This window comes from Pantoea sp. V106_11 (genome assembly GCF_029967885.1).
GTDB lineage: Bacteria > Pseudomonadota > Gammaproteobacteria > Enterobacterales > Enterobacteriaceae > Pantoea > Pantoea ananatis.
Genome location: NZ_JASCAK010000022.1, coordinates 81,493 through 103,620, shown reverse-complemented (window position 1 = coordinate 103,620; position 22,128 = coordinate 81,493). Strand labels below are relative to the sequence as shown.

The window sequence follows — 22,128 nt, the reverse complement described above, 5'->3', positions numbered from 1 at the left end:
AGCCGCGCCGGGTAGTGACGCTTTTATGATGTTTCTCACACCCTGATGCCATTTCACTTTTTTTTAACATAGAAATGGTTGAAGCTAACTCATCCGACCACTTTATCTGTGAGTGATTATGACAGCGCTGTCCTCCCACTATCCTGCTTTATTCACCCCGCTCGATCTGGGCTTTACTCAGCTCAGAAACCGTTTTCTGATGGGGTCAATGCATACCGGCCTTGAAGAGCGTGAAGAGGGCGCGGCCAGGCTGGCGGCATTCTATGGCGAGCGGGCACGGGAAGGCGTGGCGCTGATCGTCACAGGCGGTGTGTCACCGAATCCCCAGGGCGTGACCGCCGAACACGGTGCCGTACTGAATGACGACGCACAGTGCGACTGGCACCGACAAATTACCGCCGCGGTGCATCAGCATGAGGGGAAAATCGCCCTGCAGATATTGCACACCGGTCGCTACAGCTTTCAGCGCGATCTGGTTGCCCCCTCTGCGATACAGGCCCCCATCAATCGCTTTACTCCGCGTGAACTGAGCGATGCCGAGATTGAACAGACCATTGCCGATTTCGCCCACTGTGCCCGGCTCGCCCAGAAGGCGGGCTACGATGGTGTGGAAATCATGGGTTCCGAAGGTTATCTGATTAACCAGTTTCTGGTGCAGCATACCAACCAGCGCCAGGATCGTTGGGGCGGTGATTTTACCGGGCGCATGCAATTTGCCCTGGCAATTACTCGTGCGGTACGCGCGGCCACTGGCGAGCGCTTTATTATTATCTTCCGGCTGTCGATGCTGGATTTAATTCACCACGGCAGCACGTTAGAAGAGACGCTGCAGCTGGCCAGCGAGCTGGAACGCTGTGGTGTGACGCTGTTTAATACCGGCATCGGCTGGCATGAGGCGCGAATTCCAACCATTGCCACCTGCGTACCCCGCGCCGCCTTTGCCTGGGTCACGCGCCGTTTGCGTCAGCACGTCGCGGTGCCGGTGGTGGCGACTAACCGAATCAACCACCCGCAGGTGGCCGAACAGCTATTACAGGATGGCTGTGCAGACATGGTGTCGATGGCGCGACCTTTTCTGGCCGATGCTGCCTTTGTCAGCAAGGCGCAGCGGGGGGATGACAACAGCATCAACACCTGTATCGCCTGTAATCAGGCCTGTCTGGACCAGATTTTTGCCGGTCATGTGACCTCCTGCCTGGTTAACCCCCGCGCCTGCCATGAATCCCTGATGCCCGTTACGCCGACGCGCGCAGCTAAACGGCTGGCCGTGGTCGGTGCCGGACCGGCGGGCATGGCGTTTGCGTTGCAGGCGGCAGAACGGGGGCATCAGGTAACACTTTATGATGCCGCGCCAGACATCGGCGGGCAGTTCAATATCGCCCGTCAGATCCCTGGCAAAGAAGAGTTCAGCGAAACCCTGCGCTATTTTCGTCATCGTTTACCTGCGGCAGGTGTGGTCATTAAAACAGGTTGCCGGGTCAGCGCCGCTATGCTGGCTGACGTCGATGAGGTTATCCTGGCAACCGGCATTAAACCCCGCACGCCAGAGATTCCCGGTATCGATCATCCCAGCGTGCTGAGCTATCTGGATGTGCTGGCGGATAAACGTCCGGTTGGGCCGCGCGTGGCGATCATTGGCGCAGGCGGGATCGGGTTTGATACGGCAGAATACCTTTCTCAACCGCATCAGACCGAAACGGTGGACGACTTTTATCGTGAATGGGGCATCGATCACAGCCTGACGCAGCGCGGAGGTCTGATCGCCCCCGCGCCGCTGCGATCCCCTCGCCAAATCTGGCTGCTTCAGCGTAAGGCGGGCAAGCCCGGCGCAACGCTGGCGAAAACCACCGGCTGGATCCACCGCAGCAGCCTGCAGTCACGCGGCGTTGAAATGTGGGGCGGGATTACGTATCTGGCGATTGATGATGAAGGACTACATATCAAACGCGACGGCGAACCGCTTGTCCTGCCGGTTGATAATGTGATTATCTGCGCCGGTCAGGAGCCGCAACGCGAACTGGAAGCGGCATTGCGGGCAAACGGCAAACCGGTGCAGGTAATTGGCGGGGCCGATGTGGCGCAAGAGCTGGATGCCCGTCGGGCAATCGCCCAGGCCACCGCACTGGCGTTAACGCTTTAGTTAACGCATTTTTACGGCGCGCAGCACCACAAATTTTTTGTTGGAGGCCACCAGCGTACAGTTACCGAACAGCTTTTTCAGCTTGTGGTGATAATCAAGGTGGCGGTTGCCAACGATGCGCAGTTCTCCACCATATTGCAGGCAGCGTTTCGCATCGCGGAACATCTGCCAGGCCAGGTGGTCGGTGACCGCGTGCTGCTGGTGGAAGGGTGGATTACAGAGCACGGCATGCAAGGTATCGGATGGATAGCCACTAAGCACGTTGTTGACCCGGAACTGGCAGCGCGACAGATCGTCTGGGCGGTTGACCTCAACGTTTAACCGGCTGGAGGCCACTGCCATATAAGACTCATCAAGGAAATGCACCTCTGCCTCAGGATTCTGCGCCAGCGCCATCAGCCCGATAACGCCATTGCCACAGCCCAGATCGACGATTTCGCCCTCAATATTTTCCGGCAGATGCTGCATGAACAAGCGCGCACCGATATCCAGAGAAGATCGGGAAAACACGTTGGCATGGTTGTGAATCTGGTAAGGCGTTCCGTCCAGCGGCCAGACCTGCGTTGGCGCTTTTTCACGCAGCGCGGGTTGGGTGAACTGACTGTATATCACCCGCGCTTTTTTTACGGCCAGCGAGGTTTTGGTTTCACCAATAATCTGTTCAAACAGTTGCAGCGTGGAGGTATGAATCTCTTTCGCACGCCCCGCCGCCAGCACTACGGTTTCCGGGGTAATCACCTGACGCACCGCACGCAGTTGCTGCTCCAGCAGGGCCAGCGTTTTAGGAACTTTAATCAACACCAGTGCGGGCGCCGCCGGTAAGTCAGAGAGGCTGTCGAGGAAATGGACGTCGCTGTCATCCAGCGCATTCAGGCGCAGGTTCTGGCGCGTTGCCTGCTGGCTCAGCCAGGAATCACTAATATGCCACACCGGACGCGAATGCAGCGCGCAGGTTAACGCCCCGAAACTGTCGTTAAAAATCAACGCCGGACCCGATGGCAGGCTTTGCTGCAACAGATATTCATCAGCGGCATCCCAGGCTTGTAACGGACTCTCGTCACGCATCTGCGGGAAACGATGCAGGGTTAGTGCGCGATCGTTCAGTTCAAGTTGGCTCATGAATTCTCCGGCGTGGTACACTTTGGTTGATTTTCGCCCCAAAAAGGGGGCGCAGTATACTGTCTTTCGCCGGGAATCTCTAATGTCCTCACTTATCTATCTTCAGGGTTATCCTGAGTCCATCCTTGAGCAGGTGCAGACCCTTATCGATCGCCAGCGTTTAGGCCCGGTGCTGCAACAGCGCTATCCTGATATGCATGACAGAGTGAGTGATAAGGCGCTGTACGACTTCACACTGGCGCTGAAAAACCGCTACATGCGAAATGCTCCGCCGATCAATAAGGTGGTATGGGACAACAAGATTAAGGTGATGAAGCATGCGCTGGGTTTGCACACCGCCATCTCCCGCGTGCAGGGCGGCAACCTGAAGGCCAAAGCCGAGATCCGTATTTCGACGTTTTTCCGCCAGGCGCCCGAACCCTTTTTACGCATGATCGTGGTGCATGAGCTGGCACACCTGAAAGAGAAAAACCACGACAAGGCGTTCTATCAGCTGTGCTGCCATATGGAGCCGGACTACCACCAGCTCGAATTCGATGCGCGCCTGTGGATGACGGAACAGGCGATGCGGGGCAACGCAGCTTAGAGAAACTGCTGCGCTTGCTGAATCAGGCTGGTTTTGGTGAGCGCCCCCAGGAAACGGCGCTCCTGCGGGTTATTCAGCACCGGCAAGCGTTCCAGCGTCACGGCCGCAAAGGCTTCCCACCCTTCCCGTAGGCTTTGATTCTGATAGGCGACCGGGAAATCCTGATCCATCACGCACTGCACCGGCGAGTCCAGATTAATCTCCTGTGCCAGCACCCTGCGCGATATCTCATGAATCGAGACCACGCCCAGGAATGCACCTTCCGCGTTGATCACATAAACATAGCGTTCGCGCTTAAGCGAACTCACCGCCAGCGCTTCGCCCACCGACGCTTCAGGCTGGAGCGCCGCGCCCGGAATAATCAGCTCGCTGATGCGCATATTATCGAAGTCATATTTGGCTTCAGAGCGGTTGAAGTGGTGAGTCACGACCGGATAGGTACTTGCCATTTGCAGGCGATAAACCACCATTGTCGCCAGCACGGAAGCGATCATGACCGGGAACAGCAAGCTACTGTTGAGCGTCATTTCCAGCACCATCAGCATCGCCATCAGGGGAGCCTGACTCACGGCAGCCAGCACCGCCGCCATGCCTACGGCGGCGAACAGCAAAACGTTATCTAGCGGAAGATGCAGCGCCACGCCGCCGAGTGCAATGACCATGCCCAGCAGCGCGCCAATGAGCAGGGACGGCGTAAACAGCCCGCCCACCGCATTGGATCCCACGGAAAGAGTAGTCGCCAGGGTTTTTAACACCAGTAGCAGCAGTAACCCGGACAGCAGATAATGACCCGCCATCACCTTCACAATCACCTCGTAGCCATTCCCGAGGATATCGGTTGAGATCAGCGCCAGCAGGCCCACGGCAAATCCCCCTGCCCCAAGGCGCAACGGCAAGGACTTGACCCGACTGAACAGCGTTTTAGCGCGCGCAATCAGCCGAATAAGGAGTAAGCCGGCCAGACCAGACAGTAAACCGATCAGGATGGTAATCAGCAGGCTGTAACTATCCATCGTGAAGCTGACATCGGCCAGCGGATACAGCGCATTACGAAAGCCTAACGTCCACATGGTCATAACCGCCACAGCGGACGACACCACCAGCGGAATCAGCCGTTGTAAAGCCGACATGCCAAAAGCAATTTCCGCCACGAAGATAGCCGACGCCAGCGGCGCATGATAAACCGACGAAAGACCGGCGGCGGCGGCCATGGCGACGACGTCACTGTTTTTTAACTGCAACGCGCCGGGCAACACGCGCCCAATGATGCTGCCGCACAGGGCGGCAAGCTGAACCATTGGGCCTTCTTTACCGATTGACGCGCCGCTGCCAATACTGGCTATCGACGACAGTGCCCGGAAGAGCGAGGTTTTGGTGGGCACGACATCAAGGCGCGCGTTGATGACTTCCAGATAATCTGTTTTTACGGTTTGCTGCTGCTCGATTGCCACCGCATAGCGCAGGAAGAATCCCGCCAGCAGTCCGCCGACACCGACCAGAACCGGCCAGAATATCCAGGGCCAGAGATGCAGAGATTCGGTAATGTCGTTGCTGCGGCCAAACAGCAACTGATTGATAAACTCGATCGTTTCACGAAATAACAAGGTAACTAACGACGCCGCACAGCCAACCGGGATGGCGATAAGCAATGTGGTCCAGTTTAGTGCATGTTTACTTCCTTTCACCTGCGCTCCCCGTCTTGTGCTTAACGTGCGTTATCGAGACATATTATTGGAATGGAGATCTCAGGATCAACGTCTGGCGTTGCCTGCCCGGTTTCAGATGCTACTCTGCGTTTTTATCTGTGCAGGAGGCTAACTGTGATTCGCTTTGCCATTGTGGGAACCAACTGGATTACGCGTCAGTTTATTGAAGCGGCACATGAAACCGGCAAGATGACGCTCTGTGCCGTCTATTCGCGCACTCTGCAGCAGGCAGAGGCATTCCGTCATGATTATCCCTGCGACCAGCTTTTTACGTCGCTGGAGGCCATGGCCGCCCATCCTGAAATCGATGCCGTGTATATCGCCAGCCCCAACGCCCTGCACTGTCAGCAGGCCATGCTGTTTATGTCGCAGGGTAAACACGTGATTTGCGAAAAGCCGCTGGCCTCGAATCTGCAGGAAGCTGAGGCGATGATCGCCTGCGCCTTCCGGCATCAGGTCGTGCTGTTTGAAGCCTTTAAAACCGCCAGCTTACCGAACTTTATTCAACTGCAACAGGGGCTGGCAAAGACTGGCACACTGCGCAAGGCGCTGCTGAACTATTGCCAGTATTCCTCTCGTTATCCGCGTTACCTGAATGGCGAGCGGCCTAATACTTTCGATCCCCGCTGGTCCAACGGCTCCATCATGGATATCGGTTACTATTGCCTGGCGCTGGCCGTCACGCTATGGGGCGAGCCGCAGCAGGTTAACGCCTCCGCCACCCTGCTGGAAAGCGGCGTCGATGCGCACGGCACGGTGATCCTCAATTATGGTGAGTTTGATGTCACGATTGTGCACTCCAAGGTCAGTGACTCCGTGCTGGCCAGTGAAATTCAGGGTGAGGCGGGATCGCTGGTGATAAACCGCATCGCTGAGTGCCAGTCAGTGACCTTTATCCCGCGTGAAGGGGATAAACAGGCGTTAACCCAGCCGCAGCATATCAACAGCATGTTGTATGAAGCAGAGACCTTTGTGCGGCTGGTTGAACAGCGCCATGTCAGCCATCCGGCGCTGGCGGTTTCTCGTTGCGTGGCCGGATTACTCACCGAGATCCGACGTCAGACGGGCGTCGTTTTTCCGGCCGATGCATCCTGAATGTAAATATTTCAAAATATGACTGGCAATGATTGATTCCTGAGCGCCAGCCACGTAACTTACCCGCTTGCAAAGGGGAGTAACTTGTAAGCTGATTGATCGTCACTACGTTGCGCACGCATCCGGTCATCAGGCAACCCAGAATCAATTCCTGAGTTGTAAGTGAGACCTTGCCGGAAGGCGAGGTTTGCTTACACTGAATAAGCGGCTGACGTCTTCTGACTTCAGCCGTTTTTTTATTTTTCAGACAGGATACGATTATGCAAACTGTAGGTACGCCACTCCTCTGGGGCAGTTTTGCGGTTGTAGTAGTTATCATGCTGGCGATTGACCTGTTCTTACAGGGTCGTCGCGGTTCGCAAACCATGTCCTTTAAACAGGCTGCGGTCTGGTCGCTGATTTGGGTTTCCGTCTCGCTCCTGTTCAGTGCTGCATTTTGGTGGTATCTGGACGGCACCGCCGGACGCGAAGTCGCCACCAGTCAGACGCTGGCTTTCCTGACCGGCTACGTGCTGGAAAAATCCCTCGCGGTCGATAACGTTTTCGTCTGGCTGATGCTGTTCAGCTACTTCTCTGTTCCTGCCAACCTGCAACGTCGTGTGCTGATCTACGGTGTACTGGGCGCTATCGTGCTGCGTACCATCATGATCTTCGCGGGTAGCTGGCTGGTCACGCAGTTTAGCTGGATCCTGTATATCTTCGGTGCCTTCCTGCTGTTTACCGGTATCAAAATGGCGATGGCGAAAGAGGATGATGCGGCGGTGGGCGACAAACCGGTGGTGCGCTGGTTGCGTAAACACCTGCGCATGACCGACACGCTGGAAGGGGAGAAATTCTTTACCCGCAAGAACGGCGTACTGTTTGCGACACCGCTGCTGCTGGTACTGATCATGGTCGAATTAAGTGATGTGATCTTTGCCGTCGACAGTATCCCGGCCATCTTTGCCGTCACCACCGATCCCTTTATCGTTCTGACCTCAAACCTGTTTGCGATTCTGGGCCTGCGCGCCATGTACTTCCTGCTGTCTAACGTCGCGGAACGCTTCTCAATGCTGAAATACGGCCTGGCTGTCGTGTTGGTGTTTATCGGTATCAAGATGCTGATTGTCGATATTTACCATATCCCGGTGGCGATATCGCTGGGCGTCGTGGGCGCGATTCTTGCCTCAACCCTGATGATCAACGCCTGGGTGAATCACAAGAACGACAAGAAGAAGCTGACTAAGCCTTAACGGCAGGGTAAGGAAACACAGTGAAAAAGGGCGGCAGACATGCCGCCCTTGCGTTTACAGCGTCACGCCGCTTTTAAAAATAGCCAGCTCACGGAAATCATTCTTTTCATTGTTGGTTAACTGCCCATTGGCAATCGCCACGATGGTATCAACAAAGTCGGCTAACAGCGCGTCCATGCTCATGCCTTCGACCAGCCTTCCGGCGTTGAAATCAATCCAGTGCGGTTTCTTTTCGGCCAGCGGCGTGTTGGTGGCCAGCTTGACCGTAGGGACAAATCCGCCGTACGGCGTGCCGCGCCCGGTGCTGAACAGCACCATATGGCAGCCCGCACCGGCCAGCGCACTGGTCGCCACCGCATCGTTCCCCGGCGCGCTGAGCAAGTTAAGGCCCGGCGTTGTCAGACGTTCACCATACTTGAGCACGTCCACCACCTGACTTTGCCCCGCCTTTTGTGTACAGCCGAGTGACTTCTCTTCCAGCGTGGTAATACCGCCTGCTTTATTACCCGGTGACGGGTTTTCATAGATGGGCTGATGATGATCGATAAAGTACTGTTTGAAGTCGTTAATCATCGACACGGTTTTGTCGAAGGTAGCCCGATCCCGGCAACGGCCCATCAGAATCCGTTCGGCCCCAAACATCTCCGGCACTTCCGTCAGTACCGTGGTACCGCCGTTGGCGATCATCTGATCGGAGAAGCGCCCCAGCAGCGGATTCGCCGTAATGCCTGAGAAGCCATCGGAACCGCCACATTCCAGACCGAACTTGAGCTCGCTGAGTTTGCCGGGCGAGCGGCGATCGTGACGCATTTTTTCATAGAGTGCGTGCAGCCGTTCGAGTCCGGCTTCCACTTCATCGTCGTGCTGCTGGCACACCATAAACTCAACGCGATCGCTTTCAAACGCGCCCAGGGTTTCACGAAACACATCCACCTGGTTATTCTCGCAGCCCAGGCCGATGACCAACACCGCGCCGGCATTGGGATGGCGCACCATGTTTTGTAGCATGGTGCGGGTGTTGTCATGATCCTGGCCTAGCTGTGAACAGCCAAAGGTGTGACTAAACAGAAAAGCGCCGTCTGTACCGGCGGCATCCTGCGTCTCCTTCAGAAAGCGCTGTAAAATCTGTCGCGCAATGCCATTCACGCAGCCGACGGTGGGTAAGATCCACAGCTCGTTGCGAATGCCGACCTCACCATTGGCACGACGGTAAAGTTGTACCTCACGGTCGCCCGGCTGGGTGGCTGACGCAATCTGGTCGGGCTGATATTCATAGTGATCCAGGTCGCTAAGATTGGTGCGGGCATTGTGGGAATGAATCAGCTCTCCTGCGCCAACGACCTGAGTCGCATGCGCAATCGGCAACCCATATTTTATGATCAACTCGTCCTTGCCGATGGCGCGCAAGGCAAACTTGTGCCCCCGTCCCACGTCCTGAAGCAGCGTGACGGGCTGGGCGGCGAGTTCAATCGTGGTGTTGGCTTCCATATCATGCAACGCCACGGCAACATTGTCCTGCGGATGAATTTTTATGGCGTCTTGCATGGTTATCTCCGTTGGCTCAGCGCGTCACGCATACCGTGCGCGAGGATGCGTTGCAGGTGCTGGCTGACCGTTTCGGCCAGGCCGGGTTGCTGTGTTAAATCTTGTCCCCAGTGCTCGGCATCACTTAATACGCGACTGACCAACGCTAAAGGAGAGATCTGCTCTGCTGCCACGGCGGCCCAGCCCTCTGAGTAGCGTTCCAGCCAGTGCGGCTCATCCTGCAGAGGCCAGCTTTTATCCGCCGATTCTCCGCGATAAAACGCAATCAGGGCTGCCAGCGCAAACGTCAGGTGCTGTGGCCACTGCCCTGTTTTCGCATGCGACATCAGCAAAGGTTGTAGCAAGCGCGTACGGAACTTGGTCATGCCGTTCAGGGCGATGGAAAGCAGTGCATGGCGAATAAACGGATTGCGGAAGCGACGCAGTACCGCATCGGCAAAAGCATTAAGCTCATCAGCGGGCAAATCCAGCGTGGGAATAATCTCTTTGCGCAGCAGCGCATCCACGTACGCCGAGATTTGCTCATCGTCCATCGCCTCTCCTACGCTCTCCAGCCCCGCCAGATACGCAACCGGCACCATGGCCGTGTGAGCGCCGTTCAGAATCGCGACTTTTTGCGCTTTGTACGGGGCGATATCGTCAACGTGACGGACATGCGGCGCCAGTGCGGCAAGCTTCAGTTCGTCAAACAGCGCAGCTGGCCCCTGAAGAACAAATTGATAATAAACTTCACCGGCCACCAGAAAACGGTCCTGATAGCCCAGTTGGGTTTCAAGCGTGGCGCTCTCTGACGGGAGGCCGGTTACAATGCGATCCACCAGCGTGTTATAGAATGCGCAGCGCGTATCAACCCAGCGTTGAAATTCCCTGGGCAGTTGCCAGAGATCGGCATAGCGCAGCACATGTTCACGCAGCATATCGCCATTGTGATCGACCAGCTCACAGGGCACGATGAGCCAGCCTTTCTCTTTATCACCGTCGAAATGCTGGTAACGCGCCCACAGCAGTTGCGTCAGCTTGCCCGGAAAGCTGGATGCAGGCCGATCGTCCAAGCGATCCGTTTCGGTAAACGCGATGCCGGCTTCGGTGGTATTGGAGAAAACGAACCGCATAGCAGGCTGACGTGCCAGCGCCATAAAATCGTCAAACTGCTGGTAAGGCTGAATCTCACGGTTCAGGCTGCGGATCAGGCGGCTTTCGCTCACCTGTTCGCCTTGCGCGTTCAGCCCGCGGATCAGCGTGGTATACAGACCGTCCTGCTGATTCAGATTGTCGCTGACGTCGCGATTACGCGGCCTGACCACCACCACACCGGCGTCTGTTCCCTGATGTTCATTGAGCCAGTCAAGTTGCCAGTCGATAAAGGCACGCAGAAAGTTACCTTCACCGAACTGAATCACGCGATCGTGGTAGACCGCGCCGGGAAAGTCGTGGCGATTCAGCCGCTTCATGGTCAGGCTCCCAGCTCAATGCCAAAATAGTCACGGGCATTGTTGAAGCAAATGTTTTGTACCATCTGGCCCAACAGCGCTTCATCTGCAGGCGCTTCGCCCTGTTCGACCCAGCGGCCAATCATCTGGCACAGCAGACGACGGAAATATTCATGACGGGTATAAGAAAGGAAGCTGCGGCTGTCGGTTAACATCCCGACGAAGCGGCTCAGCAGGCCAATTTGCGCCAGCTGCGTCATCTGGCGCTGCATGCCATCCAGCTGATCGTTAAACCACCAGGCGGAACCAAACTGCATTTTCCCGGCCTGGCCTTCGCCCTGGAAATTTCCGGCCATGGTCGCCAGCACTTCATTATCCCGCGGATTCAGACAGTAGAGGACGGTTTTAGGCAAGGCGTTATTGAGGTTTTGCGCACCCAGTAAGCGTGCCAGCGGCTCGGCGACGGGCTGATCGTTGATGGAGTCAAACCCCACATCTGCGCCCAGCAGTTGGAACTGGCGTTGGTTGGTATTGCGCAGCGCGCCAATATGGTACTGCTGCACCCATCCGCGACGAGCATATTCCCCCCCGAGCCATACCAGCACTGCGGTTTTAAACTGGGCAATCGCCTGGGCATCCGGCTTTGCGCCTCCGCGACGATGCGCCAGAATGCTGTCCAGCGTGGTTTCATCGGCATCGGCATAACATACGACGTCCAGCGCATGGTCAGAAATCTTGCAGCCGTGTGCCGCAAAGTGATCCAGACGTTTGCTCAGCGCCTGACGTAAATCATCAAAGCGCTGCACGCTGATATCGGTCAGGCTTTCCAGTTTTTCAATCCACGGCAGGAAGGTGTCGGCTTCGATATTAAAGGCTTTATCCGGACGCCAGCTTGGCAACACCTTCACCTTGAAGCTGCTGTCTTCTGCCAATACGCGGTGATGTGTCAGATCGTCCAGCGGATCGTCGGTGGTCCCGACCATCTTAACGTTCATCTGCTGCATGATGCCGCGCGCGGTGAAATCGTCCTGCGCCAGTAAATCGTTGCAACGCTGCCAGATCTCATCAGCCGTTTTTTCGGACAGCAGCACGCCGGTAATGCCGAAGGGACGCCGCAGCTCCAGATGCGTCCAGTGGTAAAGCGGATTGCCAATGGTTTGCGGCACGGTGCGCGCCCAGGCATTGAATTTATCCCGATCGCTGGCGTCGCCGGTGCACAGCGCCTCAGCCACACCGTTAGCCCGCATCGCCCGCCACTTATAGTGATCGCCTTTCAGCCAGATATCGTAAAGGTTGGCAAAACGATAGTTTTCAGCAATCTGCTGCGGCGGTAAATGGCAGTGATAATCATAGACAGGCTGGTCTTTGGCGTAGTCGTGATAGAGACGACGGGCGAACTCAGTGTCCAGCAAAAAATCCTCGGTCATGAAACGCGACATAAAAAGCTTCCTTATGGGATGACCCCTGAATGGCTCAAAGTTATCATACCAATTTTGGCTGACTGCAGGTTTTTTTACGACTCAGGTCACATTTAAGCAAGATGATCACATCCCATATGGACCTTATTGTCGCCCGCAGCGCGCTAACTGGCTGTGTTCTCGTCTGTTTGCAGTATCCCACAAGCTATTGCGGGTTTTTGTGATGGCTTTCAACTTTTAAAGTTGTATAACAAGTTAGGCTCTCGCTTTACCGCAAGGTAACAACTTTCTTACACAAGGCAAGGCAGATAACGGTCGCTGGTGCAGGGCCGGCGGGCGTGAGCAGAGCTGTATCACGAGATGTCCCGCTCCAGATAACAACAGCGGTAAGACCGCGCAAACAACTGGAAGAGGTACAGAATGCGTAAGATCAAAGGATTACGCTGGTATATGATTGGCCTGGTTACCCTGGGTACGGTACTCGGCTATCTGACGCGTAACACGATTGCCGTGGCAGCCCCGACGCTACAAACCGAACTGCATATCACCACCCAGCAATACTCCTATATTGTGGCGGCATACTCTGCCTGCTACACCGTCATGCAGCCTGTCGCAGGTTACGTTCTTGACTTACTGGGCACCAAAGTGGGCTACGCGGTGTTTGCTGTGCTGTGGGCGATCTTTTGCGCCGCGACGGCGCTGGCGGGAAGCTGGGGCGGTCTGGCCCTGGCGCGCGGCGCAGTGGGTGCCGCAGAAGCCGCGATGATCCCTGCCGGGCTAAAAGCCAGTAGCGAATGGTTTCCGGCGAAAGAACGCTCGGTAGCGGTGGGCTATTTTAACGTCGGCTCCTCCATCGGCGCGATGCTGGCACCTCCCCTGGTGGTCTGGGCGATTGTTGCGCACAGCTGGCAGATGGCCTTTATTATCGCGGGCGTACTGAGCATGATTTGGGCGCTATGCTGGCTGGTGTTTTATAAGCATCCCAAGCAGCAGAAAAAGCTGAGTGACGAAGAGCGCCACTACATTATTTCGGGTCAGGAGCTGCAGCATCAAACCGGCAACACCACCAAAATGTCGGCCCTGCAGATCCTGCGCAATCGCCAGTTCTGGGGCATCGCCCTGCCACGCTTTCTGGCTGAACCGGCATGGGGAACGTTCAACGCCTGGATTCCGCTGTTTATGTTTAAAGTTTACGGCTTTAACCTGAAAGAGATCGCGCTGTTCGCCTGGATGCCCATGCTGTTTGCCGACTTTGGTTGTATCCTGGGCGGTTACTTGCCCCCGCTGTTTCAGCGCTGGTTTGGGGTCAACCTGATTGTGTCACGTAAGATGGTGGTCACCATGGGCGCAATCTTAATGATCGGCCCGGGCACCATTGGTTTATTTACCAGCCCTTATATTGCTATCGCGCTGCTGTGCGTAGGCGGCTTTGCCCACCAGGCGCTGTCTGGTGCGTTGATTACCCTGTCTTCCGATGTATTTGGTCGTAACGAAGTTGCCACGGCGAACGGCCTGACCGGGATGGCGGCCTGGACAGCCAGCACCCTGTTTGCGCTGGTCGTCGGTGCGTTGGCCGATACATTAGGCTTTAGCCCACTGTTTGCCGCCCTGGCCGTGTTCGACTTGCTCGGTGCCGTGGTGATCTGGACAGTGTTAAAAAATAAACCCATTTCTGAACTGCAGACCGCCCCTTCCCCTTCTCAGGCTGCGCCGATACGTAGCTGATCCTGAGGGCTGGCCCGTGCCAGCCCTTTTCTTCTCTTGCCGCAAAGTGGTATAACAACTTATCTGCTCGTTACTTTGGATTGCCTCATGGACCTCACTGAATCTCGTCGACTTTATCAACAGCTGGCCAGCGAGTTAAAACGCCGCATTGAAAACGGGGTTTACCAGGTGGGAGAGAAACTGCCCGCAGAGCGCCTGATCGCTGAAGAAATGGAAGTCAGCCGCACGGTGGTGCGCGAAGCCATCATCATGCTGGAGGTTGAAGGCTACGTTGAGGTGCGCAAAGGCTCGGGCATTCACGTGATTTCCAGCCAGCAGCAAAACCGGGTCGCCGAAAGCAGCAGCCAGCTAGAGTTTGCCGCCTTTGGCCCGTTTGAACTGTTGCAGGCGCGCCAGCTTATTGAAAGTAACGTTGCCGAGTTCGCAGCAACCCAGGTGACACGTCAGGATATTGTCGATTTAATGGCGATTCAGGAGAAAGCGCGACAGGAGGACCATTTCAGGGACTCTGAATGGGATATGAGGTTTCACGTTCGTATTGCTCAGTCGACGCAAAACAGCGCCCTGGCCGCGATTGTCGAGAAGATGTGGCTGCACCGTTTACACAACCCTTACTGGCTTAAGCTGCATGAGCATATCGATCAGCGCAGTATCGTAAGCTGGTGCGACGATCACGATCAGATTCTTAAAGCATTAATCCGCAAAGATCCCGCCGCCAGTAAGCTGGCAATGTGGCAACATCTCGAAAATACTAAGCAGATGTTATTTAACGCCACCGCCGACGATTTTGAGTTCAATGTTGACCGCTACATGTTCAGTGAAAATCCGGTTGTCCTTCCGGATGCAGATACGATTCAGCGTTAATTTGACTGAAAAACAGTCAGTTAATCTGCAATAGTGTCAGGACATGTAAAACTCCTTTTTACATCGAGATACAGAGGGTAAAACTCCTGTTCGTTTAGGAGTAGTTCTGTCTCCGAAGCTTGATTTTTGTTACAGTTATCATCCTTTTCTTACCTTTTGCGATAAGGGCTTATCAAATCGCTGATTTAACAATCAGTTCTGGAAGGATCCAGAAACGCTTGCTCAGACTACGCTCTCAGAATCGATAAAAAATGTCAGTCTGCGCTGAGGTCCCTGTGGGACATGTTCAACGATGATGTTCGGGAATGATTGATGGAAATTTTGCAAGCGCTGCTGCATGCCTTGTGGCAACAGGATTATGAAACGCTTTCCGATCCAACACTGGTGTGGGCAATTTACGGCGTCTTATTTATGATCCTTTTTCTGGAAAACGGCTTATTGCCTGCCGCTTTCCTGCCCGGTGACAGCCTGCTGATTCTGGTGGGCGTGCTGATTGCCAAAGGAACCATGAGTTTTCCGCTGACCATTCTGGTCCTCACCACCGGCGCCAGCCTGGGTTGCTGGGTGAGCTATATTCAGGGCCGCTGGCTGGGGAACACGCCGACGGTGCAAAACTGGCTATCACACCTTCCTGCCCGCTATCATCAGCGTGCACATAATCTGTTTCACCGTCACGGCTTATCGGCACTGCTCATTGGCCGTTTCATTGCTTTCGTGCGTACGCTGCTGCCCACAATTGCGGGCCTTTCCGGTTTAAGCAACGCCCGTTTCCAGTTTTTTAACTGGATGAGTGGCTTTCTGTGGGTCGTCATTCTCACGGTTCTGGGCTTTGCCTTAGGCAAAACGCCGATCTTCCGCCGCTACGAAGATGAACTGATGTTTTTCCTGATGATGCTGCCGCTGGTGTTGCTGGTGATTGGGCTGATGGGCTCGCTGATTGTGCTGTGGCGTAAACGCCGCGCAAACCAGCGTGGTGAGGGCTCATGAAACCTTTACACGCTTTTCCTAAACGCTGGCTTCCCTGGTTAATTGGCGGGGCATTTGCGCTGGTAGCGGTCAGCATGATGCCCAGCCTGATGCGCCATGAAAACGTGGTACAGATTCGCGTTTCGCACGCGGGTGCCCCGATGCCCGATGGCTTCTATCTCTATCAGCAGCTGAGCGCCCAGGGTATTCGAATCAAAAGCATCACGCCCTCAGGGGATGCGTTGATTATTCATTTTGACAACGAAGAGCAAAGCCTCGCCGCGCAGAAAGTTCTGCGTCGATTGCTGCCGGACGGGTTTATCGTCGCGCAACACGACCAGGCGGCTCACCTTTCACTTGCTTAATTCGTCGCCCTTCTTAAACGCTTAGCGCACTTTCAGGCTGTGCTAAGCGTTTCTCTGTATATCGGTGATCTTTGGACTTTTTCCACCTGATGTCTATGCTTAAACTAAGGCGGGTTATCAGCGCACTGCGCAGGGTTCTTGCAGTGCGCTGAATTAAGTCAGGCAACAATGGAAGGTACAAAGCCGAATGAAACATACGTTACTACTGGGAATCACGCTGTTTTCTCTTTCAGGCTCCCTGATGGCGGCACAGTCGCTGTGTCAGCAAAAAGAGCAGGACATTCAGCGTGAAATCGAGATGGCTCAGAAGCACAACAATCAGCGCCGTGTGAACGGTCTGGAGCGCGCCCTTACCGAGGTGCGCGCGGGATGTACTGATAAAAAGCTTAAAGCCTCGCATCTGGAAAAAATCAACGCTCAGAAAGAGAAAGTGGCTGAGCGTGAGCGCGAACTCAAGGAAGAGCGCGACGAAGGTCATGACAAGGACAAGATTGCAAAACGCGAACGCAAGCTGGAAGAAGCACGCCAGGAGCTTAAGAAGTTACAGGCGGAGCCCTATTAATCGGATTCAATCTACTGATGTTAAAGGAGTATTTTATGTCTAAAGACACATCATCGGAATATTTGCGTGCTGAATTGAAAAACCTGGCGGATACGCTGGAAGAAGTCCTGAGCAGCGGGACTGAAAAGTCCAAAGGTGAACTGGACAAGCTCCGTCACAAAGCGCGCGTTGCGCTGGACAGCTCTCGTGAGCGTTTAGGTGAATCGGGTGAGCGCCTGGCGGCGACCACGCGCGAAGCGGCGCAGAAAGCAGATGGTTATGTGCGTGATAATCCATGGCATGGCGTGGGTATCGGTGCCGCCATCGGCGTTGCCATCGGTATGCTGATCTCGCGTCGTTAATCATGACGGATTCACAGCAGAACCACGGACCGGCCAAAGGGGTCATCAATATTGGTCAGCGTATCGTCACCACGCTGGTTGGTATGGTCGAAACACGCGTTCGTCTTGCAGTGGTAGAGCTGGAAGAAGAGAAGGCCAATATCATCCAGATGCTGTTGATGCTTGGCCTGACCATGCTGTTCACGGCTTTTGGCCTGATGAGCCTGATGGTGCTGATTATCTGGGCAGTTGATGCGCAGTATCGTTTAATGGCTATTGCCATCACCACTGGCGTGCTGTTCTTGCTGGCGTTGATCTTTGGGCTATGGACACTGCGTAAATCACGTCAGTCAACCCTGCTGCGCCACACGCGCAAGGAACTGGCTAACGATCGTGATCTGCTTGAGGATAACCGGTAATGAGCCGCCGCGAGCGTGAAGCGCGTATCGATGAATTGCTGAAACAGGTTCAGCAGCAGCGTCTGGACCTGAGTGCCGCGCGGCGTAGCTGGCTGGAGATCACCGCGCCCTACGATCGTGGCTGGTTTACGTTTTTGAGTCTGAAACGCTATCTGGCCATTGGCAGTAGTGCATTAGCTATCTATTCCATTCGCAGTCCTAATCGCCTGCTACGCTGGGCGAAACGGGGCTTTGGCCTGTGGAGTACCTGGCGCATGGTTAAATCAGCCCTTCCCCCGCGTTGAATCCCCAAAGCCAGTCCAGTGCGACTGGCTTTTTCTTTTTTCAGTTTTACTGAATAACATCGACAGTTTATATCGCTTACAACTGTCACTTCGCGCGACTATCATCTCCAACTATCAGCCCGGCCAATTGCAACCATGCAGTTAACGGGAATATTCACCGCGGGCATCGCTGCCTTGCAAACTTTTAGCGTTGGAGTAGATGATGAAAAAATTCGAAGACAGTGGTTTGTTAGCCGCCCGTATCCTGATGACTATCCTGTTTATTACTGCAGGCTGGGGCAAAATCACCGGTTACGCTGGCACTCAGCACTATATGGAAGCCATGGGCGTGCCCGGCTTCATGCTGCCGCTGGTTATTCTGCTGGAGTTTGGCGGCGGCCTGGCCATCATGTTTGGCTTCCTGACCCGTTTTACCGCGCTGTTTACCGCTGGCTTTACGATTCTGACCGCGTTTCTGTTTCACAGTAACTTCGCCGAGGGCGTGAACCAGCTGATGTTCATGAAGAACCTGTCTATCGCTGGTGGTTTCCTGGTGTTAGGTCTGGTAGGTCCGGGTGCGTACAGTATCGATCGCCTGATCAGCAAAAAACCTCAGGGTGCTCTGGCGCGCTAACTGACGCCTGACTACACCGCTTTTCTGACGCACCGGTTGCTTTCTGCCGGTGCGTTTTGCTTTTATGAGCAAAATCCTTTGCCGGGCGGTTTGAAGCGATCATGTCCTACCATCCCGCAGAGCCCCAGGCCCACCCGGTGCTTAAGGTAAGCCTAATCTAGTCATGGAAATATAGCGTTCCGTCCCTCTTCTTTTTGGCAACGCTATGAAAGTATCTTATGGTCAGTGGCTTCCCCATCACGATGCACCCTTTTTTCGACGGCTTCATCTTTTGGTCGCCGTGCTGATCCTTTCGCAGATCATCAATTCCAATTTCACCGCACGTGAAGCGCTCGGCGAGCACAGCCTGGAGACGCTGATAACCTGGCTACATATACTCTCAGGACTGTTGCTGATCGCTGCAGGCGTTATCATGCTCATCTGGATGCTGGTTCAGCGAGGTTTTCGCTGGTACTTCGCCTGGCTCACGCTGGATTTTCGGGGTATTCGAAACGATGTCGTACAGCTGACCGGCCTGAAACTCCCACAGGCACATGGCGGTGGCATAGCCGCGACGGTGCAGGGCCTGGGGGTTATCGCGTTGATCGCCGTCGCCTGTTCTGGTGGGCTATGGTTTTTATTTAACAGTACGTCGCTCGCCACGCCTGATTTGACGCGTTGGGTATTGCACTGGCATAAATTCCTGACCACCTTTGTAGAGATTTATTTTTACAGCCATGGCGCGATGGGCGTGCTTCATATCCTGCTATCCCGCTATGAAAAATAGCAAAGGGCACGCATGCAGGCTGTTGCCCTCCTGATTAAACGAATCGCTTATCACTGGAAGACCCGATGCTACATAGTGAATCGCATAAAATTGAACACGCCGGATGGCTACGGGCTGCCGTATTGGGCGCGAATGATGGCATCGTTTCGACCGCCAGCCTGCTGGCCGGCGTCGTTTCTGCCAGCAGCAGTCATCACAATGTTTTGCTCGCCGGGCTGGCAGGTATTGTTGGAGGCGCAATGTCGATGGCGACGGGAGAATACGTCTCGGTGTCCTCGCAGTCAGATACTGAAAAAGCTTCTCTGCGGCAGGAGAAAGCTGAACTCGAGGCCGATTTTGCGGCTGAAACGGTGGAGCTGTCAGCCATATACAGGGCGCGTGGCCTGTCGCCCGAGCTGGCTCGTCAGGTCGCAGAACAGTTGATGGCCCATGATGCCTTAGCCGCTCATGCCAGAGATGAGCTGGGCATCACCGATTTCAGCAGTGCCAAACCCCTTCAGGCCGCTCTGTTTTCTGCGGTCAGTTTTGCCTCAGGCAGTATTTTACCCTTCGCCGTTGCCATGCTGATCACCGGCCCCTTCGCCTTGCCCGCCATTGCGGTCTCGGCGCTCCTGGCATTGACGCTTCTGGGCGCGACGGCGGCCAAAGCCGGTGATGCGCCGGTCAGGAAAAGCGTCACGCGCATTTGCTTCTGGAGCCTGCTGGCGATGACGCTGTCTGCATCAGTCGGCTATCTTTCAGGTATGGCGCTTGGCTGACGCGCTTACTGGGTAAGGATGCATCTGCCGCCCTCAGCGCGCCAGATGCTGCCCGACAATCAGCCCGAGCTGGCCTGCCAGCGTCGTGCCCGTGACAGATTCGCCGCCCGCAGACTGCCCCTGCAGAATTTCAAGTTGTCCCTGCCCACAGCCAATAACCAGCGGTGTAACTGAAACAACTTCACCCGGCTGGCTGGCTTTACGCGCATCAATAACGCGGGTTTGCCAGACGGTAAATCGCTGTGAGTCTGCCAATGTAAAAGCGCCGGGCCAGGGAAACGCCAGCGCCCGAACAAGGTTATGGATATCGCGGGCGGGCGCCTGCCAGTGAATTTGGCCATCTTCCGGCTTACGGCTGCCAAAACAGCTTGCTGCACGCTCGTCCTGAGGGGTTTCGGTAAGCTCGCCCGCCACCAGCGCATCAAGCCAGGTCGGTAGCATTTGCGCCGTGGTCGCAACCAGTCGGGTATGCAGTGCCAGGGCATTGTCCTGTGGATGAATTTCAACGGCCTTCTGCGCCAGAATCGGGCCGGCATCAGGACGTTTAATCATGCGGTGCAGGGTCACACCGGTTTGCGTCTCGCCTTTAATAATTACCCAATTGAGATGGGCACGGCCCCGATAAGCCGGCAGCAAGGCGGCATGCACGTTATAGGCCCCTTTTTTAACAGAGGAGAGGATGGCTTCGCTGAGAACCTGACGGTAAGAGAAGCAGAACAGATAATCTGCCTCAAGGCTGGCTATGCGGGCTTGCCATTCGGCGGTATTGACATCCTCGGTGATAAAAACCGGGATGTTGTGGCGCTCAGCCAGGCGGGCGACGGAGCCGTAAAACTGCGCGCCGGACGCGGGATCTGCATGGGTAAACAGGGCACTAACCGTGAATCCGGCATCCATTAACGCCTTCAGGCCGGTACAGGCCATTTCGTGATAACCAAAGAGTACCGCTTTCATTCCGCTTTCCTTCATCTTTTTTTCGCCTGATCCTGCGGGACGGGCGTGATGGACGGCTTGTTCGTTACAGGCCGTAGACAGCCCCATGATAAGGCATTCTTAGCCCGATTACGCCTCTGGCCCGTTCGCCGTATAGCGCGCATTTATGCGGGTGGGCGAAATGTTTGGCAACGCACGTGGTGCGCTGTCGAAGTTATCCATAACCGCCTATGGTTAAAGTCGGAAATATTCTTTTTATCGTTTGTACGGGAGACAAGATGGGTCAGCTAATTGATGGTGTCTGGCATGACACCTGGTATGACACGAAATCAACCGGTGGGCGCTTTAAGCGTTCGGAATCCGCATGGCGTAACTGGGTTACGCCCGACGGTAGCGCAGGACTGAGCGGCAAAGCCGGATTTACGGCGGAACGCGATCGCTATCACCTCTACGTGTCGCTTGCCTGCCCGTGGGCGCACCGCACCCTGCTGATGCGTCAGCTTAAAGGTCTGGACAGCATGATTGATGTCTCGGTGGTGCATCCGCTGATGCTGGAAAACGGCTGGACGTTTGATGACAGTTTTCCGGATGCAACTGGCGATAAACTGCACCAAAATGAATTTCTTTATCAGCTCTATCTCCATGCGGATGCCGACTACAGCGGGCGTGTCACCGTGCCCGTGTTATGGGACAAACAGCAGAACACCATCGTCAGCAATGAGTCTGCCGATATTATTCGCATGTTTAACAGCGCGTTCGATGCAGTCGGGGCGCGGGCGGGGGATTACTATCCGGCTGACCTGCGAGAGAAGATTGATGCGCTCAATGGCTGGATTTACGACACCATTAACAACGGCGTGTACAAAGCCGGTTTTGCCACCTCTCAGTCCGCTTACGATGAAGCCGTAACCGCCCTGTTCCACTCACTGTCGCGGGTAGAGCAGATCTTGGGTCAGCATCGCTATCTGGCTGGCGACAGGTTAACCGAGGCCGATTTACGCTTATGGACCACGCTGGTGCGTTTTGATCCGGTTTACGTCACCCATTTTAAATGCGATCGCCACCGTATCAGCGACTATCTGAACCTGAGCGGTTTCCTGCGCGACATTTATCAGATGCCGGGTATCGCCGACACAGTAAACCTGCCTCACATTCGTCATCACTACTACTGCAGCCATAAAACCATCAACCCGCACGGGGTGATCTCTGTCGGCCCGGCCTTTGACTGGGATGCGCCGCACGGCCGCGGTTAACAACAGAACACCGCATTGAATTGGATGTG

General features: G+C 55.2%; 22 protein-coding genes. 16 read left to right on the top strand and 6 right to left on the bottom strand.

Annotation, left to right across the window (positions count from 1 at the left end; translation table 11 throughout):
- Positions 1–118 precede the first annotated feature (118 nt).
- Entirely contained in the window at positions 119–2,140 is a 2,022-nt protein-coding gene (locus QLG08_RS05555) for an NADPH-dependent 2,4-dienoyl-CoA reductase (protein ID WP_207806499.1), read from the top strand.
- Here QLG08_RS05555 and rlmG read toward each other — a convergent pair whose 3' ends face one another.
- Entirely contained in the window at positions 2,141–3,259 is a 1,119-nt protein-coding gene (gene rlmG, locus QLG08_RS05550) for a 23S rRNA (guanine(1835)-N(2))-methyltransferase RlmG (RefSeq protein WP_014594681.1), read from the bottom strand.
- An 82-nt stretch (positions 3,260–3,341) separates the two neighbouring features.
- On the opposite strand from rlmG, the gene QLG08_RS05545 reads away from it, so the two are divergent.
- Positions 3,342–3,845, top strand: a complete 504-nt coding sequence (locus QLG08_RS05545; RefSeq protein WP_014604939.1) for a M48 family metallopeptidase — start codon at positions 3,342–3,344, stop codon at positions 3,843–3,845.
- Here QLG08_RS05545 and QLG08_RS05540 read toward each other — a convergent pair.
- On the bottom strand, positions 3,842–5,530 hold the full coding sequence (locus QLG08_RS05540) for a chloride channel protein (RefSeq protein WP_013027320.1): 1,689 nt from the start codon (positions 5,528–5,530) through the stop codon (positions 3,842–3,844). The genes QLG08_RS05545 and QLG08_RS05540 overlap by 4 nt on opposite strands.
- A gap of 135 nt (positions 5,531–5,665) precedes the next feature.
- Between QLG08_RS05540 and QLG08_RS05535 the strand changes: the two genes are divergently transcribed.
- Both QLG08_RS05535 and QLG08_RS05530 read left to right on the top strand, forming a co-directional pair.
- The gene (locus QLG08_RS05535; protein ID WP_015699456.1) at positions 5,666–6,646 is read left to right on the top strand and encodes a Gfo/Idh/MocA family oxidoreductase; all 981 of its coding nucleotides are present in this window, start codon (positions 5,666–5,668) and stop codon (positions 6,644–6,646) included.
- Positions 6,647–6,906: 260 nt separating this feature from the next.
- The gene (locus QLG08_RS05530; RefSeq protein ID WP_013027322.1) at positions 6,907–7,878 is read left to right on the top strand and encodes a TerC family protein; all 972 of its coding nucleotides are present in this window, start codon (positions 6,907–6,909) and stop codon (positions 7,876–7,878) included.
- Positions 7,879–7,932: 54 nt separating this feature from the next.
- Here the strand turns inward: QLG08_RS05530 and QLG08_RS05525 are convergent, their stop codons facing one another.
- From QLG08_RS05525 to uxaC, 3 genes are read right to left on the bottom strand one after another with little or no spacing between them, the layout of a single operon-like run.
- Positions 7,933–9,423: an altronate dehydratase family protein gene (locus tag QLG08_RS05525; protein WP_105082466.1), complete on the bottom strand. Its 1,491-nt coding sequence runs from the start codon at positions 9,421–9,423 to the stop codon at positions 7,933–7,935.
- A gap of 2 nt (positions 9,424–9,425) precedes the next feature.
- The gene (locus QLG08_RS05520; RefSeq protein ID WP_105082467.1) at positions 9,426–10,874 is read right to left on the bottom strand and encodes a tagaturonate reductase; all 1,449 of its coding nucleotides are present in this window, start codon (positions 10,872–10,874) and stop codon (positions 9,426–9,428) included.
- 2 nt (positions 10,875–10,876) lie between these two features.
- Positions 10,877–12,292, bottom strand: coding sequence for a glucuronate isomerase (uxaC, locus tag QLG08_RS05515; RefSeq protein ID WP_019104886.1), 1,416 nt, complete (start codon positions 12,290–12,292; stop codon positions 10,877–10,879).
- A 399-nt stretch (positions 12,293–12,691) separates the two neighbouring features.
- On the opposite strand from uxaC, the gene QLG08_RS05510 reads away from it, so the two are divergent.
- The 11 genes from QLG08_RS05510 to QLG08_RS05460 all read left to right on the top strand — a co-directional run bounded on the left by QLG08_RS05510 (position 12,692) and on the right by QLG08_RS05460 (position 19,913).
- The gene (locus tag QLG08_RS05510; protein ID WP_013027326.1) at positions 12,692–13,996 is read left to right on the top strand and encodes an MFS transporter; all 1,305 of its coding nucleotides are present in this window, start codon (positions 12,692–12,694) and stop codon (positions 13,994–13,996) included.
- An 87-nt stretch (positions 13,997–14,083) separates the two neighbouring features.
- The gene (gene exuR, locus QLG08_RS05505) at positions 14,084–14,860 is read left to right on the top strand and encodes a transcriptional regulator ExuR (RefSeq protein ID WP_019104887.1); all 777 of its coding nucleotides are present in this window, start codon (positions 14,084–14,086) and stop codon (positions 14,858–14,860) included.
- A 312-nt stretch (positions 14,861–15,172) separates the two neighbouring features.
- On the top strand, positions 15,173–15,847 hold the full coding sequence (locus QLG08_RS05500; RefSeq protein ID WP_015699452.1) for a DedA family protein: 675 nt from the start codon (positions 15,173–15,175) through the stop codon (positions 15,845–15,847).
- Positions 15,844–16,191, top strand: a complete 348-nt coding sequence (mzrA, locus tag QLG08_RS05495; RefSeq protein WP_013027329.1) for an EnvZ/OmpR regulon moderator MzrA — start codon at positions 15,844–15,846, stop codon at positions 16,189–16,191. The genes QLG08_RS05500 and mzrA overlap by 4 nt, the downstream gene beginning before the upstream one ends.
- 187 nt (positions 16,192–16,378) lie before the next feature.
- Positions 16,379–16,753 carry a DUF1090 domain-containing protein gene (locus QLG08_RS05490; RefSeq protein WP_013027330.1) on the top strand — a complete coding sequence of 125 codons (375 nt, stop codon included), beginning with the start codon at positions 16,379–16,381 and terminating at the stop codon, positions 16,751–16,753.
- A 35-nt stretch (positions 16,754–16,788) separates the two neighbouring features.
- Positions 16,789–17,094: a YqjD family protein gene (locus tag QLG08_RS05485; protein WP_014604934.1), complete on the top strand. Its 306-nt coding sequence runs from the start codon at positions 16,789–16,791 to the stop codon at positions 17,092–17,094.
- A gap of 2 nt (positions 17,095–17,096) precedes the next feature.
- Entirely contained in the window at positions 17,097–17,492 is a 396-nt protein-coding gene (locus QLG08_RS05480) for a phage holin family protein (RefSeq protein ID WP_013027332.1), read from the top strand.
- Positions 17,492–17,776: a YqjK-like family protein gene (locus QLG08_RS05475; protein ID WP_013027333.1), complete on the top strand. Its 285-nt coding sequence runs from the start codon at positions 17,492–17,494 to the stop codon at positions 17,774–17,776. Before QLG08_RS05480 ends, QLG08_RS05475 begins: the two co-directional genes overlap by 1 nt.
- Before the next feature lie 202 nt (positions 17,777–17,978).
- Positions 17,979–18,389 carry a DoxX family protein gene (locus QLG08_RS05470; protein ID WP_024471122.1) on the top strand — a complete coding sequence of 137 codons (411 nt, stop codon included), beginning with the start codon at positions 17,979–17,981 and terminating at the stop codon, positions 18,387–18,389.
- Positions 18,390–18,594: 205 nt separating this feature from the next.
- Positions 18,595–19,155 carry a cytochrome b/b6 domain-containing protein gene (locus tag QLG08_RS05465; protein WP_024471123.1) on the top strand — a complete coding sequence of 187 codons (561 nt, stop codon included), beginning with the start codon at positions 18,595–18,597 and terminating at the stop codon, positions 19,153–19,155.
- 65 nt (positions 19,156–19,220) lie between these two features.
- Positions 19,221–19,913, top strand: a complete 693-nt coding sequence (locus QLG08_RS05460; protein ID WP_013027336.1) for a VIT family protein — start codon at positions 19,221–19,223, stop codon at positions 19,911–19,913.
- A 33-nt stretch (positions 19,914–19,946) separates the two neighbouring features.
- Here QLG08_RS05460 and QLG08_RS05455 read toward each other — a convergent pair whose 3' ends face one another.
- On the bottom strand, positions 19,947–20,867 hold the full coding sequence (locus QLG08_RS05455) for a formyltransferase family protein (RefSeq protein WP_015699449.1): 921 nt from the start codon (positions 20,865–20,867) through the stop codon (positions 19,947–19,949).
- Between the two features lie 257 nt (positions 20,868–21,124).
- On the opposite strand from QLG08_RS05455, the gene QLG08_RS05450 reads away from it, so the two are divergent.
- Complete coding sequence (locus QLG08_RS05450) at positions 21,125–22,099, top strand: glutathione S-transferase family protein (protein WP_014604930.1); 975 nt, start codon at positions 21,125–21,127, stop codon at positions 22,097–22,099.
- The last annotated feature ends 29 nt before the right edge of the window (positions 22,100–22,128 follow it).